General features: G+C 50.8%; 14 protein-coding genes, 3 tRNA genes and 1 pseudogene. 5 read left to right on the forward strand and 13 right to left on the reverse strand.

What is annotated here, in order from left to right:
- Nucleotides 1-488, forward strand: a 488-nt coding sequence (locus AAAX32_RS09705) for a hypothetical protein (RefSeq protein ID WP_349100698.1), incomplete at its 5' end; no start/stop codon positions are given.
- Nucleotides 489-627: 139 nt separating this feature from the next.
- On the opposite strand, the gene AAAX32_RS09710 is transcribed toward AAAX32_RS09705, so the two are convergent.
- Genes AAAX32_RS09710 through AAAX32_RS09720 form a run of 3 tightly spaced genes read right to left on the reverse strand, consistent with a single transcriptional unit; the run spans nt 628 to nt 1966 of the window.
- Nucleotides 628-1419 carry a hypothetical protein gene (locus tag AAAX32_RS09710; RefSeq protein WP_349100700.1) on the reverse strand — a complete coding sequence of 264 codons (792 nt, stop codon included), beginning with the start codon at nt 1417-1419 and terminating at the stop codon, nt 628-630.
- Nucleotides 1416-1742 (reverse strand): helix-turn-helix domain-containing protein, encoded by a 327-nt coding sequence (locus AAAX32_RS09715; RefSeq protein ID WP_349100701.1) that lies wholly within the window; start codon nt 1740-1742, stop codon nt 1416-1418. Before AAAX32_RS09715 ends, AAAX32_RS09710 begins: the two co-directional genes overlap by 4 nt.
- Complete coding sequence (locus tag AAAX32_RS09720) at nt 1742-1966, reverse strand: helix-turn-helix transcriptional regulator (protein ID WP_349100702.1); 225 nt, start codon at nt 1964-1966, stop codon at nt 1742-1744. The genes AAAX32_RS09715 and AAAX32_RS09720 overlap by 1 nt, the downstream gene beginning before the upstream one ends.
- A gap of 110 nt (nt 1967-2076) precedes the next feature.
- On the opposite strand from AAAX32_RS09720, the gene AAAX32_RS09725 reads away from it, so the two are divergent.
- The 4 genes from AAAX32_RS09725 (at nt 2077) to AAAX32_RS09740 (ending at nt 5382) form a co-directional block, all read left to right on the forward strand.
- Nucleotides 2077-2514: a helix-turn-helix transcriptional regulator gene (locus AAAX32_RS09725; protein WP_349100703.1), complete on the forward strand. Its 438-nt coding sequence runs from the start codon at nt 2077-2079 to the stop codon at nt 2512-2514.
- Between the two features lie 247 nt (nt 2515-2761).
- Nucleotides 2762-3256 (forward strand): helix-turn-helix transcriptional regulator, encoded by a 495-nt coding sequence (locus AAAX32_RS09730; RefSeq protein WP_349100704.1) that lies wholly within the window; start codon nt 2762-2764, stop codon nt 3254-3256.
- Nucleotides 3257-3289: 33 nt separating this feature from the next.
- Nucleotides 3290-3847 (forward strand): helix-turn-helix transcriptional regulator, encoded by a 558-nt coding sequence (locus AAAX32_RS09735; protein WP_349100705.1) that lies wholly within the window; start codon nt 3290-3292, stop codon nt 3845-3847.
- 68 nt (nt 3848-3915) lie between these two features.
- On the forward strand, nt 3916-5382 hold the full coding sequence (locus AAAX32_RS09740) for a hypothetical protein (protein ID WP_349100706.1): 1467 nt from the start codon (nt 3916-3918) through the stop codon (nt 5380-5382).
- Between the two features lie 413 nt (nt 5383-5795).
- Here the strand turns inward: AAAX32_RS09740 and AAAX32_RS09745 are convergent.
- The 10 genes and pseudogenes from AAAX32_RS09745 to AAAX32_RS09790 all read right to left on the reverse strand — a co-directional run bounded on the left by AAAX32_RS09745 (nt 5796) and on the right by AAAX32_RS09790 (nt 15946).
- Nucleotides 5796-5871, reverse strand: a tRNA-Ile gene (locus tag AAAX32_RS09745).
- 198 nt (nt 5872-6069) lie between these two features.
- A tRNA-Ala gene (locus AAAX32_RS09750) sits at nt 6070-6142 on the reverse strand.
- A 367-nt stretch (nt 6143-6509) separates the two neighbouring features.
- Nucleotides 6510-7667, reverse strand: coding sequence for a hypothetical protein (locus AAAX32_RS09755; protein ID WP_349100707.1), 1158 nt, complete (start codon nt 7665-7667; stop codon nt 6510-6512).
- Between the two features lie 447 nt (nt 7668-8114).
- Nucleotides 8115-8189, reverse strand: a tRNA-Val gene (locus tag AAAX32_RS09760).
- Nucleotides 8190-8327: 138 nt separating this feature from the next.
- Nucleotides 8328-9040: pseudogene (locus tag AAAX32_RS09765) on the reverse strand (DUF3825 domain-containing protein).
- 336 nt (nt 9041-9376) lie between these two features.
- Nucleotides 9377-10159: a hypothetical protein gene (locus tag AAAX32_RS09770; protein ID WP_349100708.1), complete on the reverse strand. Its 783-nt coding sequence runs from the start codon at nt 10157-10159 to the stop codon at nt 9377-9379.
- Nucleotides 10160-10270: 111 nt separating this feature from the next.
- The gene (locus tag AAAX32_RS09775) at nt 10271-10435 is read right to left on the reverse strand and encodes a hypothetical protein (protein WP_346981293.1); all 165 of its coding nucleotides are present in this window, start codon (nt 10433-10435) and stop codon (nt 10271-10273) included.
- 118 nt (nt 10436-10553) lie between these two features.
- The gene (locus tag AAAX32_RS09780) at nt 10554-12179 is read right to left on the reverse strand and encodes a reverse transcriptase domain-containing protein (RefSeq protein ID WP_349100709.1); all 1626 of its coding nucleotides are present in this window, start codon (nt 12177-12179) and stop codon (nt 10554-10556) included.
- 596 nt (nt 12180-12775) lie between these two features.
- Nucleotides 12776-13882, reverse strand: a complete 1107-nt coding sequence (locus AAAX32_RS09785; protein WP_349100710.1) for a hypothetical protein — start codon at nt 13880-13882, stop codon at nt 12776-12778.
- A gap of 252 nt (nt 13883-14134) precedes the next feature.
- Nucleotides 14135-15946 carry an AAA family ATPase gene (locus AAAX32_RS09790; RefSeq protein WP_349100712.1) on the reverse strand — a complete coding sequence of 604 codons (1812 nt, stop codon included), beginning with the start codon at nt 15944-15946 and terminating at the stop codon, nt 14135-14137.
- Nucleotides 15947-16160 lie beyond the last annotated feature (214 nt).

Genomic DNA, 16160 nt, shown 5'->3' on the forward strand with positions numbered 1-16160 from the left:
AAGTTTTTTCAGGTGAAGAAACTTCAGGTGAAAAAACGTCACGTGAAACTTTTGCAGGTGAGGAAGAATCTTCACGTGAAGATATTTCAGGTGAGGAAGTATTTTCACGTGAAATAGTTTCCGGTGAGGAAGTTTTTTCAGGTGAAGAAACTTCAGGTGAAAAAACGTCACGTGAAACTTTTGCAGGTGAGGAAGAATCTTCACGTGAAGATATTTCAGGTGAGGAAGTATTTTCACGTGAAATAGTTTCCGGTGAAACTAGAGGGGCAACCCGTTCGGCGTCCGGATGGTCCGCCTGCCAAGCCTCCCTGGCGCGGGAAATTGGATCCGCAGCTGCAACAAGGGACCTGCCGACAGTATTCATTCCATGGACATGGGATCCGCGCTCAACGATAAGGCCCATCTCGAGAAGGGAGGCGATGGTCGTGCGGGCAGTGCGCTCGCTCGTGCCGGACCAGTCCGCGAGAACGGCGGCTCCAAAATCGTAGCAACCCTTATCTACCGTGCAGGAGTAGATCAGGGCATACGCCACGAGCTGCGCGGGCCTAAGGCCCAAATAGCGCATGAAACCGTGTATGGCGAACGAAGGACCGTAGCCTTCGGTCTCTGTCTCGAGAATCTTCGACACTATGCGGCCTTTCTCCTTTGCAGCGCCTGGACCGCCAGGGAGAACAGCGCCTCTTCGTTAAAGACATTGCACTCCCCTGCCGCCCGCGCGGATTCGATTTCACTTATCAGGGACTCGCGTCCGTAAACGGACAGCATGAAGTTAACGAGCTCTCCGGAGCGGAACTGACCACCGCCGACAGACAGGGGAACCGCGAGGTCGAAATAGGCAACAAGGGGCTGACCCGCGGCATCGGCCGCATCCAAGGCGACCGCAACCCTTCCGGCGCCTGTCTTGAAGACGGCTAGCGGAGTCTGAAGGAGCTCAGGAACCGATGCAAGCAGCGATGGCTCGATGCCGTGCCTGTGTGAGCGATTGGAGATCGTTGTCTCCCGTACGATATGCCGAACGGTGTGGCAGATAGGCAGGTTGGGAATCCCAGCCGCCAAAAGCGCCTTCGGTGTCTCGGGGAGAACGGGCACAGGCGCCTGTCGGTTATAGCCCTGGCCCCTCGCCTTTGCAATTTCGGCGAATCCAGTCCACATTCGGCATAAATTCGCGTATTCGGCTAGATCTTGATTGTTTAGACCCTCTACTGCGATGGTAGAATCAACTTGACCGACGAGGGCGCGATACCGTCCTATGTCGTCGAGATCGTGTTGGCGCCGTTCACCTTTCCACATCCGTGAACTCCCTTCTTCTACGGTCTCACGTTTCGGGTGCGGCTGGGGCTCTTCCTTAATTTCCCAGTCGCACTTTTTTTCTGACACCCTAAATTGAACAGTCTTCGGGAACGATGCGGGACCCATCATGCGGCCCCCTTACGGCCGTCGCGGGCCATGCGCTTTGACATGCTCTCTTGCAGGGACTGCAGAGAGGCGTACTCCTCGTACGGCATCTCATGGCTGGACTCCTTAATGAAAGGCGTCCTGCGCATATAGGCGTCGAGGTCGTCAATGTTGATGTAGATGGTCCGCGAACCGCCGCGGTTGAAAGCGCCGTAGACGGCGGGGATCTCACCAGACTCAATGAGTTCCTGAACCGCATCGACATGGCGATGGATGTATTTGGCTGCCGCGGATTTGGAAAGCCATTTGCTACTCGCCCACGGCTCCAACCTCTCTTTGCCGCTCATTATGCAACCTCGTCCTTCTGGGGAAGACGATCATCGGTTTCACCGAGCAGGTACTGGATGGAGCACCCGAACAACTGCGACATTCTCTCGAGCTGGTCGTAGGTTGCCGACTTCGGATCGCGTTCGATTCGCACGATAATGCTTCTGCTGACACCGAGCTTGTCGCCTAGATCGGTTTGCGAAAGGCGAAGCCTCACTCGTTCCGCCCCGATACAATTCGGCATGAAACCCTCCTTATATGACCCTAGTTGTACTACGCATACATACTATAACCCAATTTGTACCATGGGACAACATTTTGTACCACCTAAGCTCATATTGAGGGGTGATGCAGGTGCAAAATAATCTCAAACAGATTCGAGAGAGTCAGAACATCTCGCAACCTAAAGCTGCGGAAGACTTAGGGTATGGCTTGTCCACGTACCGTAAATATGAAAATGGGACCAGGCGAATCTCTGACGAAAAACTCGTGCAGCTATCTGCCTATTTCAATGTCTCCATTGATGTGATTCTTGGTACGGCCTACAAAGTAGACCCAACATCCCCACAATTCCAGAAAGATGCAAAAACACGGTCATTCATCAATGCGATCGTAACGATTCTTACCCCAGAGGAAAGATCGCTTTTACATGAATTGCTTTCAAATTTTTCTAGACTCAACGAAAGCGGCAAGTCAAAGCTTGTTGAAGAATCTGACACGATGGTTCGATCTGGAAAGTTTGAAAATTTTGGCGCCCGTTCTCAATTTTCAGGTGCGAAAGAAATTGCTTAAAAACACAAGAAGCAGCCTTAACACAATAGTTTTAACTCCAGATTGGAGCTTGATTCAAAGAGGGCCAGATGTCTAAAAACAAATTCGGTGAAATTCAGAAAATGGGAGTCGACGCCGAAGGGTTAGAGATATTCAGGGTCAGAGTCGAGGTCGGAACTCGCGAAAAGCGCACTGCGAAAAGGGTCACGATTCACGAATCAAGACGAGATTATCCTCCGAGAATCTCATTTGCAAAAAGGGAGGTAGGATGACTAGAAAAAAGAGTCCGCAGGAGATTGAGATCAATCGTCTATTTGGTCAAAATCTCAAGCAGGCCAGAAACCAGCTAAAAATCAATCAGACTGTTGCAGCACGCAGAATTGGCGTTGAGCTTGTCACCTACCAGTCATACGAGCAGGGTCGAAGGTTTCCGTCAAACGAGACCTTAGAGGCCATCTGCGAAGCGCTAAACGTGCGGTTATCTGACCTTGTCGACCCATCTTGGCGCGATCTTCACGCTATTTCCCCTGCAAAATCTTTAATAGCGCTTACGGAATTGGAAAAAGCCGCGGCAAAACCAGCGGAAGTAAACGATGACTCCTTTGAAAGACTTCGATCTGCTTGGGTTCGTTTAAATGACAACGGGAAAGGCATTGCGCTTTCGCTAATTGAAAGCCTGCTAGAAAACGACCTGTTGCTAAATGACTCTGAACCGGCCTTTTCAAACGATAATTCTCACTCCTCCGTGGCCCAATCAGCATAACGAATAAATTGCAGCTGGAGGCAAGATTGACCTATGCCTAAAAACAAATTCGGCAAAATTCAGAAAATAGGAGTCGACGCCGAAGCGTTAGAGATCTTCAGGGACAGAACCGAGGCCGGCACTCGCGAAATGCGCTCCGCGAACAATCTGAAAACCATTCGCTCCAATAGTGGAAAGACCCAAAAACAAGTAGCTGAAGAGCTCGGTATTTCGCTCTCTGCTTACAGAACGTATGAACAGGGGACGAGACGTCTCACGGATGAGCTTTTACTCCAGCTCTCGACATATTTCTCTGTTTCAGTTGATTCAATACTTGGTTCTAAATTCTCAGCATCGCTTTCTTCACCCTCATTTCTCGAAGACTCCGAAATGCGTTCAATAGTCAACGCCGCAGTCTCAGAAATGAATAAAGAAGATAGGCAGCAGTTTAGAAAGCTGTTGGAAAGCTATATGGCCCTCAGCTCAACTGGAAGAAAGCAGCTGGCTGATAGTGCAGACACTATGAACCGTTCTGGTAAATACAAGAGATTTGGAAATACTGCTAAAAGCAACGCCTCAGCTAGTTCTCACAGTAGAGCCAAGACCGCCTAAACAATCTAACGGAGCTTTCAACACAAGAGTTCTTTGTCCTGACTGAAAAACAATACGAGGTAGTCATAATGCCTAAAAACAAAATTGGCGTAATTGAGAAAATAGGTGTCGACGCCGATGGCTTAGAGATATTTAGGGTTAGGGTCGAGGCCGGCACTCGTAAAAAGCGTGCCACAAAAAGGGTAACGATTCATGGAACCATGAGAGATGCCCAAGCAGCCGCATCCATGCTCTATGTCGAGTTGAATTCCAGCCTTTCCGAACGCGACATTCCTGAGATTACGCTGAATCAATACTTTTATGGCAGGTTTATCCCAGCCCTGGAAAAAGAAGGTAAGACCAACAGCACAATCGACGGATATGTCAAAAACTACCGAAAATGGATCTCCCCTAATCATGGCGAACGAGTCCTCTTGAATCTAGATGAGACTAATGTCCGAAATCTCATCGAGCAATCTGGGACCCCGAGAAACACGCTGCGGACGTACAGGGCGATCTTGAACAGGGCCAAATCGGATGGTTTCATACGCCATAAAATGGATCTAACGGGACTCGATGCCAGGGCAAAGAAACAGAAACGCCCCGCGCCATGGTCACCCTTGGAATTAAAGTACGCTGCCGACGCACTCGTTGACGATGAGATGGCATATCTAACCCTGCTGGTCGGCAGTGCGGGCCTTCGCAAAGAAGAGAACCTTGCAATCACGCCAGCCGACGTACAGATATTGAAAATGCCGACTTCCCAGGGCGTAAAAAAGTACGTGCTCCTGAACGTCCATGCGGCCTATACCGACGAGGACGGACTTAAGGTCACCAAAACAGAAGAGTCTAATAGGCATGCTCTGGTTCTTCCAGAGTTTACGGAAAGGTTTCTTTCAGCTCTCGAGGCCACGAAGCCCTCAATCGAGCAAGTTGAGGGATGCTGGCTCATCAGGCACAAGACAAGCTGGCACAAGTCCAGAAAAGCCAAATATAGGATCGAAACCGTCATGGGAAAACGAAAAGATGCCCAGGCAGTTGCAAGTCGGTTGGCCGCAGAAACGGCAGCAAAGTATAAGTTGGGCTCAAACCCAAAACTGAAAGAAGTTGCCGATGGAATTTGGACTGTCACCGTTTTTAACGGATATGTCGATACCATGGAGAGGACCATCGCGCCGGAGGCGTTCATTGGAACCGAACAAGATGCAACGCGACACGCCCTGGAGCAGTGGAGCAACCGGCGAATTCTTCCATGTGCCGGCGAAACACTGCGAGGCCATTGGGAAACCGCGCTGAGGAAGCATGGCCTGAGGTTTATTCCCGTGAATAACCTGAGACATACCTCAGAGACGCTCATGGCCGCCAGCGGAGTTTCGACTCCGACAATTTCAAGCATGCACGGACATACGCAGTTTAAGACGGATTTCCAGCACTATATCGACTTAAATGTCGAGGCGATCCTTGATGCCGCCGATAAGGTCGACACATTCATGGCTTCAGACATGGCGAGTGGCGGCTTCACTCTCGAATCGTTTATTGAGAAAAAGGACTTCTAGAAGATGTTCAAAAGCCAAACGCGAGTAGTTTCTATACCAGTCAATACAAACTACGCCTGAGGCAATGAGAGGCGGTATAGAGCGCCATATCGATTTCTCAGTACACAGATGAGTACCAGACTTTCAGATGTCCTTATAACGCGTCTGAACGCTTAGCCCATCCAGCTCTGCCGAATAATTGCCATCATCGGTTCATCACACTTCCAATCTTTTTGGCGAAAGTAAACGCATCGATCAGTCGATCATTAAGCTCATTTTAAGTCTTCCGATACAGACGGAACCCATATCTATGCACAAATCAGTGGTGGATAGTGGTGGATAGCCAGAAGAAACCAGTGGAATCTAGAAGGAATAGCCAATAGTAAAGCGGTTCCCCTGATTGACTGTATATCAGGGAAACCGCTGGTAGATAGTGGTGGGCCCTCCGGGATTCGAACCCAGAACCCAGGGATTATGAGTCCCCTGCGCTAACCGTTGCGCCAAGAGCCCTTATAAAATGGCGCGTGCAATAGAGGCCAATAGAACAGGCCACCCATCTTGAACCACGACGTGAAATACTACCATGCACGCGGCGCCCGTTCAACGCACGATCTTGTCGACCAGGAGGATCATGGTGCCGCCTTTGACCTTGTGTGCCTATATGAAAAAAGGCCCCAACTTGCGTTGGAGCCTCATTCAATGCTCGGGTGGAGACGAGGGGAATCGAACCCCTGACCTCTTGACTGCCAGTCAAGCGCTCTCCCAGCTGAGCTACGCCCCCGTGCAAAGAAGTACTATACGGGAACTCCCCCGCCGATGCAAGGACAATTTTGGAAAATTTCGCAGTCGCGGCGCGGGCCGCCATCCGCCCAACGGCCGTCCTGCCGGCGCCAGGCCCGTTACCGGGGCCGATCGCGCTCCCGCCCACCCGGCGATTTCAAAACCATGCCGGTTTACGGGGCCGGGCCGGGAACCCCCGAGCATGCCGTAATCGGTAAAATCAAAACCGCAGGTAGACGACTTGTGCATTCCGTGAAATGCAGGGCATGGACGACCGGTCCGGGTCCAGCCCCGTAATCCGACATAGTTTTGAAATGACATTAATTCACTAACAGGCAAACTAGGTAGTTCTAGTGCCTTGTCGCTGGCTAATTTCCGATTTCTAACCAGTTGCACAAAACATTTGCTCGCAGTCGCGTCTCGGCGGATTTCATTGCCTCAGTTTTGGCTTTATAGCGAATCCCTAAACGGTCGCAGACACTTCTGACTATGGTGTCTATCAGCTTTGAATCGTTGAGCATATCGTGAGTCACCAGGAATACATCGAATCCCATGCTCTGCAACGCAGTCATGCGCTCCGCATCGTGGTCAAGTATTGCACCTGAGCCATGAATGACCTCACCTTGGATCTCGAAAATTACTGCCTTCATTAGGATTGGGTTTACGATCACGATGTCGCCGTAGCAGACCTTTTGGCCTGCGATGCTTTGGGCCGCCATGGATAGAGGGGTTAAATCGTTGAGGTACACGTATCTGAATCCTGCACCACCTAGACGTCGAGAACGACTTAGAAGCAGGACCCCAGCGACCTCGAGCGGAGACGCAGCAATGCCGATAACCTGCTGAGCGGCATCATAAAACTGCTTTCCCCACATTTGACTTTTGACCTTGTCGGCGAAACGATGCAGGTCGCTCAGTTCGATGAGCGGCTTTCTCATCCAAAGAGAAGTACCTTTGAGTTTCGTAACCTCTCTTCCATCTTCACGCTTGCTCGTTTGGCTATCATTTTCTGGGTCCTTAACGGTTGCGCGGGCGTAAACTCGTTTCCAAGGAACCTCGTCTTCGCCTTCTCCAAGTTCGACCAGATCCTGCGTGCTGGAATTGCGATTCTCCTCTATCGCCAATTTTAACTGTATTTCGGCAGCGGGGGCCGGCTCGAAAACAGAAAACCAACCGCAAAGTTCGTACATAGCCAGTACGAGATCTATTTGGGACACAAAGCGTGTCATAGTAAATAACGTGTTAAGCGGATTGGTGACACTAAAGCCTAAATTAGTGTCGATTGTTGTGCCGGCATCCGATGCCCCTTCCCAGCGAATAGTAGAGCGCAATCCCGAGCGGTGATTAGAACAACCTGGCGAAGCAACAGCGATAATCGGGGTCTTGAGGACTTCGGTTACAAAAGGGGCTTGGGATAGAGCTCGCCAGCCGTCTTCGGAGTTGGGCAGGCGCGGGTAGAGATTGCGCACCTGCGGTGGGCAGCGCCAATAGCGGAATGCAGTGTTTGCGCAGACGATTTCGTCCATTTGCGCCTCCCCTGGTATCGGCCGTAGGCCATGCGGTTGTGGTCGTGGACGATTATCTACTGGGGCATCATGCGGGTAAGTACCGGAAGCTGACCAAACGCTGACCAAAAAATGGATGGGATGTGTTGAAAGGCTGTCACGAGGCGTGAATGTGCTGGTACAAGCTGTGAGCCAGTGGTCTTTTTCTCCACAATTGCGTATGAATCATGCAAAGAATTCGTTGAAAGAGCGCGTGAACTATTTTCAAAATGTTCGACGACGTCACTCTATAGTTGGTCAACGAACGAAAATTATATTCAATATGTAGGAACTATGAAGGGTTTGCGTTCAATAAAAAATAGGACCCCATGCTAATAAAAATCGAAAATTTGGTGTCACTTTTGGTGTCACCCATGGTGTCAAATAGAAAAAGGTCAGAGGCGTAACACCTCTGACCTTTGCTTTAGATGGTGGGCGATACAAGATTCGAACTTGTGACCCCATCCGTGTGAAGGATATGCTCTACCCCTGAGCCAATCGCCCGTCGCCTTTCGGCAAAAGAGATACTAACATAGCCACGCGCGGTTTACCAAGAACTTTTTACCCTCGATTTTAAATTCGTGGGAGCAAACCGCGCAACCGCAATCAGGGTACGCGATAAACCACCAGTTCAACAGCCCTTTATCGCTTGATCCACGAAGTCTCAGGGCGGCAGATGAGTCGCGCGTTGTTGTAGGCCATGTCGAGCGTGAGGCAGGTGCGCGCGGCGTAGAAACCGTCCTCGCGCTGGATGGTCAGCGCTAGCTCGGGCTTGTCGCCGGTCAGGCACAGCGGCAAGAGCAGCTGGATCCGGCCGCCGTAGAACTGCGGCACGGCGAACGTGTAGTTGGCGGCGGCGCGGCGGGCGGCTTCGACGACGGCGCCCTCAAAGGCGCGACGCAGCAGCAACGAGTTGTCCTCCCCCATCAGGCTGGCGGGGATGCGCGTAAGGTTCTCCTCGTCGCCCAGAATGTGGTCGATGTTGGAGCGGATGGGCAGTCGGTAGTCAAAAACCAGCGCTGGCGCGCGTCGGGCTTGGTGTTGGGCTCAAACAGGCCGTAGATGGTCTCGTAGCGACGCGTGTACAGGCCGGTATTGAACAGGCAGCGGTCATTGTCGAACACCAGCGGCAGGTTGGACGGCCCGGTCTGGTCCAAGTCACGCTCGGTCAGGAACACCGCGCGGCTAAACGAAAACGACAGGTAGTTTTTGAGGATGCGGTTGCCGGGACCCCAGTCCTCGGGGTCGGCGAGGTCGACCAGGCGGTCGTAGCAGGGCTCGGGGCAAAACGCGAAGTCGTACACATTGCTGCACAGGGTGCTGGGGATCTCCATGTGGTGTCCAATCAATTTCATTGCTGTTGTGCGGATGCTTAGATTCTATACGCGCGACGGGTCGCCGGCACGCACATCGCAATTGCGCCTTAGCTCTTTGACGAGCTCGTCGCGGGAGCGGCTTCCGAATACGAGGTCGCGGATCCGAGCGAAGTGCGGGAAAACCGAGATCTGTCGACCAGACCCCGGTTTTACGCTTTCGCGACATGCTTTTTTAAATAGCAGATGTCTTGGGGCTGCTATGGCGGCCATGTAATTTGAAAAATGGAAGACCGATCAACAAACAGGGGTGCCGCGGCCAACGCCGGGGCACCCCGTCTCAGAACCTATATTGCTTTCCCCTAATCCTCTAAGTACTTAGAGCAATGCAAGGACAACAGCAACGACAATGCACGCGACACCTATCCCGAGCGGAAGTTGTGCCTTTTTCTCTTTGTCCTTAACAAGAAAAGCCTCGATTGCAGACGCAAGGACCAGAAATCCGCCGATAATCAGCAGGTCAAGCGCAACGAAACGGACGGTCGAAATATCGGAAGAGATCCCTCCGGCATTAACGTTCACGAGCGTAAAGATCGCGGCGAAGATGGCAAAGAGTGCCAGCACATTACCGTAAATACGAGATTCGATATTGGCAACTTCTTTCTTTTCGTCTTCAACCTTTTTGAGCTCTCCGGCATAGACGTCGGAATAGTCGGCGAGCCCATTAAAGTTAAGCTCATCGGAAAAGGCTCCATGGTAGGGATGGGCAACCGTGCCTTCGACGTGCTGGAATGCGACCTGCGCGATGCCCTTAGACTTATCGAGGGTAATGGTGCTGCCGCTTACGTTTGTAACACGATAGAACAGCCTAGTTCCATGACCGGGGAAATACAGCGGTGCATCCAAAGAAAGCCCCTGGCGAATGCGCGAATTGCGCAGAAGTACGCTAGCAGTCAGATTATTGGGTAGCGCGACACATTCAACGCAAGAGACAAAAGTCGAGTCTCCGGGGCCAAGCTCGACCTCGAACTGCTTGCTTTCATTAATGTAGAATCCGTCGGTGCGCAAGTCATACGTAACCTGGCCGATGTTCGAAGCATCGGCATTGAGCAGCACCTTGTTGTCGATAAGCTCTTGAATCTTAGTATCGCTCAAGTACATATGAACCACTTCCTTAGGACAACGAGTATAGCACTGAGGTATTGCACTGGCGGCTGTCCCCAAAGGGGACATAGGGGAAGTAAGTTCAACTTCTCTATTCGGCACGCACCCTTAAATAAACTCTCCCGTCTCAAGGTCTACGAAGTCCGCGAGCTTTATCTTTCCTGAGAAGCCGTTCCCCTTGTACTTTCCTGAATAGGTCTCAGAGTCGTACTCGAACGAAATGTTATACAGCTCGCCGCTCTTTGTCTTCCTGACTAGCCCGTTATCCAGCATATAACTCAGTATCCTCTTATGGCCTTCCCTGTCGTTGCCGTTTAGGTAAAAGCGGCAGACACCTTGTTTCGAGCCTTCCGCGATGAGAGTTTCGGGGCTAGAGTGCTTGGCAACCTAGTTAGAAGAGTTGCCATTCTCCATACACATCAGTTGAGCGGATACAATCCTTTAAGGGGAGAAATGAGCCAAGTGTTCCATGCTCAGTTACAGTATGTACTATGCCGACGACCTGACCCAAACCATTAAACACCGGGCCACCACTCATTCCATGGCGAAATGAGCAATTCGTATAACAAAGTGTGCCCTCTTCACTTGGTTCCCCGACCCTGAGCAAATCTCCGCTGTGTAGCTCAAAGCTGAATCTAGATTCGGAAAAATGGTGTTGGTAAGCAGAAATCCTGTCGCCCTTGGTAAGCAAATCCATATTTGATGGAAGAAGGGGAATGTTCCTTAAGATCGCAGGAGGAACATCTTGTAATATTGCGGCATCGCGTTTATTATCCTGAACCACCTCATTTCCAAACCTAAAAATTGCAAGCGGCGTCTTATCTGAGCTGAATAATTTAATTTCCCTGCTATTTTTATCACGGGAAACGGCATCGCATATCACATGCCAGGCCGTAACAAGACCGTAGCCAGCCAAATAAAACCCGAGACCCTCAAATGAGTTTTGCTTGTCATCCTCTCCTTCTAGATATAGAAGCGAGTCTTGCTGAAGTGCAACTGGGAAAACAGGTGTGTCTTCTGGTTTCGTTTTATTGTACAGGCTGCCTAAACGCATAAGTGGTCCTGATGTCCAGGGGTCCTTAATCAGAGACTTGTAAAAATCAAGACTTCCGCGAAGAGACGCTTCAAACATCCCTCTTTCTGCATCAGTAAGTTTGGCGATGGTTTTACCGTAATAGCAGCCCATCGCGCCTTCAATGTCGCCATTGCTTAGTCGATGGAGCGTTGAGCGGAGTCGCCGATATTGCTCGCGTTTTATATTTGTCTTTTGATTGCAGACAACGCCCGTGACCAGTTGTCTTGAAAAACTGCAACTGTAAAACGATTTATCCTCGTTGAGCTCAAACGATTCGGTTCCATGGAAGCTAGTGATTGCGTTTCGTAGCTTATTGGGCAACCTGAGCTTTCCACCTGAATAAAAATTTCGATAAAAGAAGTAAGAACTATTAAATGAGAACGTAAGATCATCGGCATATCGAGAGTATTGGTATCGATATTCTCGTGATAAGTGCATTAGCTGTTTATCCATACCGAGGCAAATCATGTTCGAAATAATAGGAGATGAGGGAGCGCCTTGAGGGAGTCCTTTCGGTGTCGCAACAATCCTTGAAATACAGAATGCAACTTCAGGGGTTAGACCTAACTTCTTGGAAACAAGAAGCCCGTACACTCGTCTTGACGAGATAGAAGGAAAGAAGTCCTTAATATCCAGGCCAACAATTACTTGTGAGCCAATGTGATTTTCAGCATTTGTTTTTATCGACCGTCCTTTGATAAAACCATGGACACAAGGCAATGGCTTATAGCCTTTTTCAAGCTCAGAGGCGATGATTCTTTGAGCCCTTTTTAAATCAGACCTTGGGATTAACAGTTCTCGATAGCCACCGTTTCTTTTTGGAACCAACCTATTTCTATATAGGTCATACATGGAAGTTGGATATACAAAGAAATCAAGCTTTTCCAAGGTCAGGCCAAGAAACCCAGCCAGATCGCCTTTCGACTGAAGTTCGTTGAGCATCAGATTATCCTTAAAGTTAATAGCCGGTTCCTCCGTAGAGTCGTACCTGATAGACACGTAGCAGAATATAATGTGCAAACAAAGCACTTCCGATTGCGATGCGCAAACGCTAATTCGAACCGGCTATAGGGGTCATTTTACCAGTCTTTAATTTTGCGCAAAGGCCGAACTGCGCATCATTAATCCGTAATGGGGCAAGCATGATGTTGGCGCGCCTTCCACGGCGTCGTCTGTGCAATGAGCCCTCTTGTTACCTATCAGGTAGAAACAGCAGCCTCCAGATTTCATCTATGTTGCAATCTGAGTTTTTGTGCTCACGTGTTTACCTCGGATTTCCGTCCAGAATAGGCTTTCAGACGATGTTGTCCTTGAAGATGATTATGAATGGAGAGGAGAAATCTTTCTTGTTTGTCATAGGGCGCTATCAATGTCGCGAATTGAACTTATAGCCGACATGTGCACCGCAAATGCTGAGAGATGATCTTCTTGGTGATGCGACGGCATGCTGCCAGTTGTAAGGTCATCGATTAGCGATAATCGGTGATTAGCAAATAGATGAGAAATCGATCACCGCATACTTCTGATAAATTGGCACCTCAGCAGCGATATGCGGCACCAAAAAGTGCCAATCCCAGCAGGAATAACGATAAAGAGGCGGCGATCCAGTTGTTGTCGGCGGTCTTGGGGAGTGTCGCTGCGGTCACTCTGGTGGCTTTAGGCTTGGAGGACGTAGAGACCGTGGTCTTGGTTACCGTCGTCTTGGTCGTTATGTTTGTCTTGGTTGTCGCGGCCGCGGGTTTCAGCGAGGGATTTGCCGTGGGTCCTGTGGTGGGCTCTCCGGCAGTGGGGTTAGCACCGGTGGGAGACTTTTCCGCGCTATCGCCAGTCACCTCGCCCCTGTCGGTTTCCCCCGCCGGCGGCGTGGCCACATCGGGCTCAACCACCACGTGCGTTGCCACGGTCCCGGCAGCATCCACCACGCCACTAGTACCAAAGGTCCCGCTAGCAGGCGTTACAAATCGCGCAGACACAAGCGAGCCGCCCGTGCACGCAACGCCGCCGTCGGCGCCGGTCGCATCAAGCCACGAGGCGTCGACGGAAAGACGACAGCCGGCCGCACCATCGCCAAGGCCCGCATCCTGCAGATACACGCCGTAGGCGCGCACGCCCGCTCCGGACCCGGCGCCCGCGGCAATGACGCGTCCGCCGCCGCGCACGGCCATGTCGCCTGCGATCACGCCGGCGACCGCCTCGTCCGTGATATCGGCCCCGTCTGCCCGGGCATCGACGGTGCAGCCGTCCACCGCGAGCGCCTGAGAGACGTGGATCCCGCACTGCGAGCCCGTCGCCGTCAGGGTCCCGGTACCGCGAAGCGTCAGGTTGCCCCACACCTCCATGCCGCACAGCGTGATGTCCGCATCGGGCGCATGCGACTCCGTCACGGAGTTTTGCCCGGCAAGCGTTAGCACCAGGTCGCCCTCGGCGCTGATGGCCTCGCCCGCGTAGCCGTTAAGCTCCAGGTGGTCGGCATCGGTCCAAGCCCAGCCGGGGCCCGACACGCCCGGCTCGTAGTACGTCGCGCCCGCGATGATGAGGCTCTCCGCGCCCGCGGCATAAGAGGGCCCGCCCAGCAAAACGCATAGGCAGGCCATGGCAACAATCGCAATGTAATGACGGCTGGTGTAGGACTCGGCGGCAAACATACCCGCTCCGATCTTCGCAGGAGCCAATAGAATGTGCACCAGAAAATGCCCTGGTGGCAGCGACTATTAGTTTAGCGAGATCGATGAGGGGGCAAAGAGAAATCGCGTGGACGATGTCCACAATTAGGCGTAAATCGTTTTGCCAGTCGGTGAAAGGAAAAGCCGGCTGACTCAATCGCCCGTACATAGTTCCTCGTGCTGAATACGAAGGCGAATATAAATAAACGCTTCTTGCGCTACGCACTAAATCCTCTAATAGTTAATTCCATTCGTGTCACAAATTGCGCGACAGAGCCTTGAGACCTGCCTGGAGCAATCACCCAAAGGATTGAATCCAGATTCGCAGGCCAATTTGGCAATTGCGATTTTGTTGGGCGTTAAGGAGCGTGTTCCTTCGAACTTGAAATTTAAAGGGCATGTAAAACGCTCGCCGAGATCATGGTTCCACCTCTTGCTTGGGTGGGCGGTTTTTATAGACGTCGCCAAAACATCCGCTGGTACGTAGTTCTCTATGGTTGAGCCCCACGTTATCCAATGCATGGCACCACTTTGCTTGCATTCCTCAATGACTCGTGTTTTCGTCTTACCTAGCCGAGTATTCTTACTCTTCTTGTCGGAATCCATCAAAATGCAGAAATGAGTGTTGATTCGAAAGAGAGATATTAGTTTTTCATTGGAGCCATCGGGGCTGGCATCGAGTGCATTAAGGAGCTTACCGCCATACAGCATGACGCTGTAATGAATGCCCTCGACAAGATGTACCGATTTCTCTTCCGCCCATTTGCCAATCCAATAGTTGACATAAGTGCGATCAGACGGGCCCTCTACCCATATAACATAATTTGATTGGAGTATATCCGAAGCACGCGCTCCCAGATCGTCCAACAAATCACGTGCTAGGACCATATCGTTAAGTTGATGACATTCAGACATTCCATTATTTTTGCTCACATGTGCCACCTGAACTCCTGAAGAGTTAATGATGGTAGGTGAATGCGTCGTCACAATAAAACGGTTGGCCTCATCTGAAAGAAGGTATTTGATAAACCTCGCTTGAAGAGCAGGGTGAAGGTGGATCTCCGGCTCTTCGATGCATATGATTTTGTCGGTGTTGCAAGCGACGACTGCGGCAAGAATAATTAACTCCGTCAGACCAGTGCCGAGCGATTCGAGCGGGAGGTAATCTGTGTCAGCGGTCTTCACAGCGATTTCATGGCTGTCATGGGATACAAGAATCGCTGCGCTCCGGTCGTTCATAATTTCGCGAACGAAATCCTGAAGTTTGTTCCAGCGGCGCTTTGATTCATCGAAGTCTTTCCGTTCCGGGTTGTACAGTTTCAATAAGGCAGCCGGAAGGCCTACGCCACTGTTGATAGAGCTAAACCGATTCGATAATTCCGCGTCTTTGATAGACCTTATTGCTCCAACCTTAAGAAAGTTCGGGAGCAAAGCCCACGGCATCGCCGCACACACGATATTGCTGTAGTTCAGTTCATCATTCCCGGTACTGTCACAACATGCAAGAGATGCATTGGTTAGATTGCAGATTGTCAGGCTCGAAGCTTGGTATTGAGAAAAATGCGCGCGCAAGGACGCATCATAACCAAAAGAGAGTTGTCCCCACCCAAGAGAAAAATCAAGCCATGCGGCTTTTCCATCATCAGAAATGTAGGGAGCGTTATTAAATAGCCTGAGCAACGATTCAGCATATTCTCGCTGTCGCGGCGTTCGCACATTTGACATTAGCGTCTCTTCGAGGGAATGGATATTGACGCAAAAAGAGATAGTTGCAGGAAAAAGCTCGTTATGGGACTTTAGATTCAAAGGAATATCGACTCTAGTTAACGGGTTGTCTTCTCGTGGAATATCGCCGCGCCCGCTAATCGCCCCAACAACCTTGATGAAGTAATCAACGAGTGCGGATTTCCCACAATTATTCTGACCGGAAATAACCTGGACTTTATCAAAAGGCCCTATTCGAGCGGGTTCAGCACCACTGAAAGAACGGTAGCCGGCGCAGCCAAACCCAACAAATGGATTCACGGAGAAGGAGTCGACTGACATTTTACCCTCCTTAAATGCGATGTTTTTCTTTACCTGTAATGTTCAGAATACTGTTATTCAAAGCAATTCAATCAAAAGCCGTTGAAATCGGATGAATTGAATTGGATGTAAAAGGAGTACGAGGCTTTTACCTCATGATCGCGTCGAAAGTTGGTACAGCGTGGCGGCTGCTTAGAAGCTGATCCTCAAGCTCAAATTAATCTTCCGCGCTTCA

It is taken from the genome of Collinsella sp. CLA-ER-H3, from assembly GCF_040092425.1.
GTDB lineage: Bacteria > Actinomycetota > Coriobacteriia > Coriobacteriales > Coriobacteriaceae > Collinsella.

Coding starts and splice junctions, on each gene's coding strand:
- AAAX32_RS09710 (WP_349100700.1), bottom strand. CDS start 1,419: ATGATGGGTCCCGCATCGTTCCCGAAGACTGTTCAATTTAGGGTGTCA.
- AAAX32_RS09715 (WP_349100701.1), bottom strand. CDS start 1,742: ATGAGCGGCAAAGAGAGGTTGGAGCCGTGGGCGAGTAGCAAATGGCTT.
- AAAX32_RS09720 (WP_349100702.1), bottom strand. CDS start 1,966: ATGCCGAATTGTATCGGGGCGGAACGAGTGAGGCTTCGCCTTTCGCAA.
- AAAX32_RS09730 (WP_349100704.1), top strand. CDS start 2,762: ATGACTAGAAAAAAGAGTCCGCAGGAGATTGAGATCAATCGTCTATTT.
- AAAX32_RS09735 (WP_349100705.1), top strand. CDS start 3,290: ATGCCTAAAAACAAATTCGGCAAAATTCAGAAAATAGGAGTCGACGCC.
- AAAX32_RS09740 (WP_349100706.1), top strand. CDS start 3,916: ATGCCTAAAAACAAAATTGGCGTAATTGAGAAAATAGGTGTCGACGCC.
- AAAX32_RS09755 (WP_349100707.1), bottom strand. CDS start 7,667: ATGGACGAAATCGTCTGCGCAAACACTGCATTCCGCTATTGGCGCTGC.
- AAAX32_RS09770 (WP_349100708.1), bottom strand. CDS start 10,159: ATGTACTTGAGCGATACTAAGATTCAAGAGCTTATCGACAACAAGGTG.
- AAAX32_RS09775 (WP_346981293.1), bottom strand. CDS start 10,435: ATGCTGGATAACGGGCTAGTCAGGAAGACAAAGAGCGGCGAGCTGTAT.
- AAAX32_RS09780 (WP_349100709.1), bottom strand. CDS start 12,179: ATGCTCAACGAACTTCAGTCGAAAGGCGATCTGGCTGGGTTTCTTGGC.
- AAAX32_RS09785 (WP_349100710.1), bottom strand. CDS start 13,882: ATGTTTGCCGCCGAGTCCTACACCAGCCGTCATTACATTGCGATTGTT.
- AAAX32_RS09790 (WP_349100712.1), bottom strand. CDS start 15,946: ATGTCAGTCGACTCCTTCTCCGTGAATCCATTTGTTGGGTTTGGCTGC.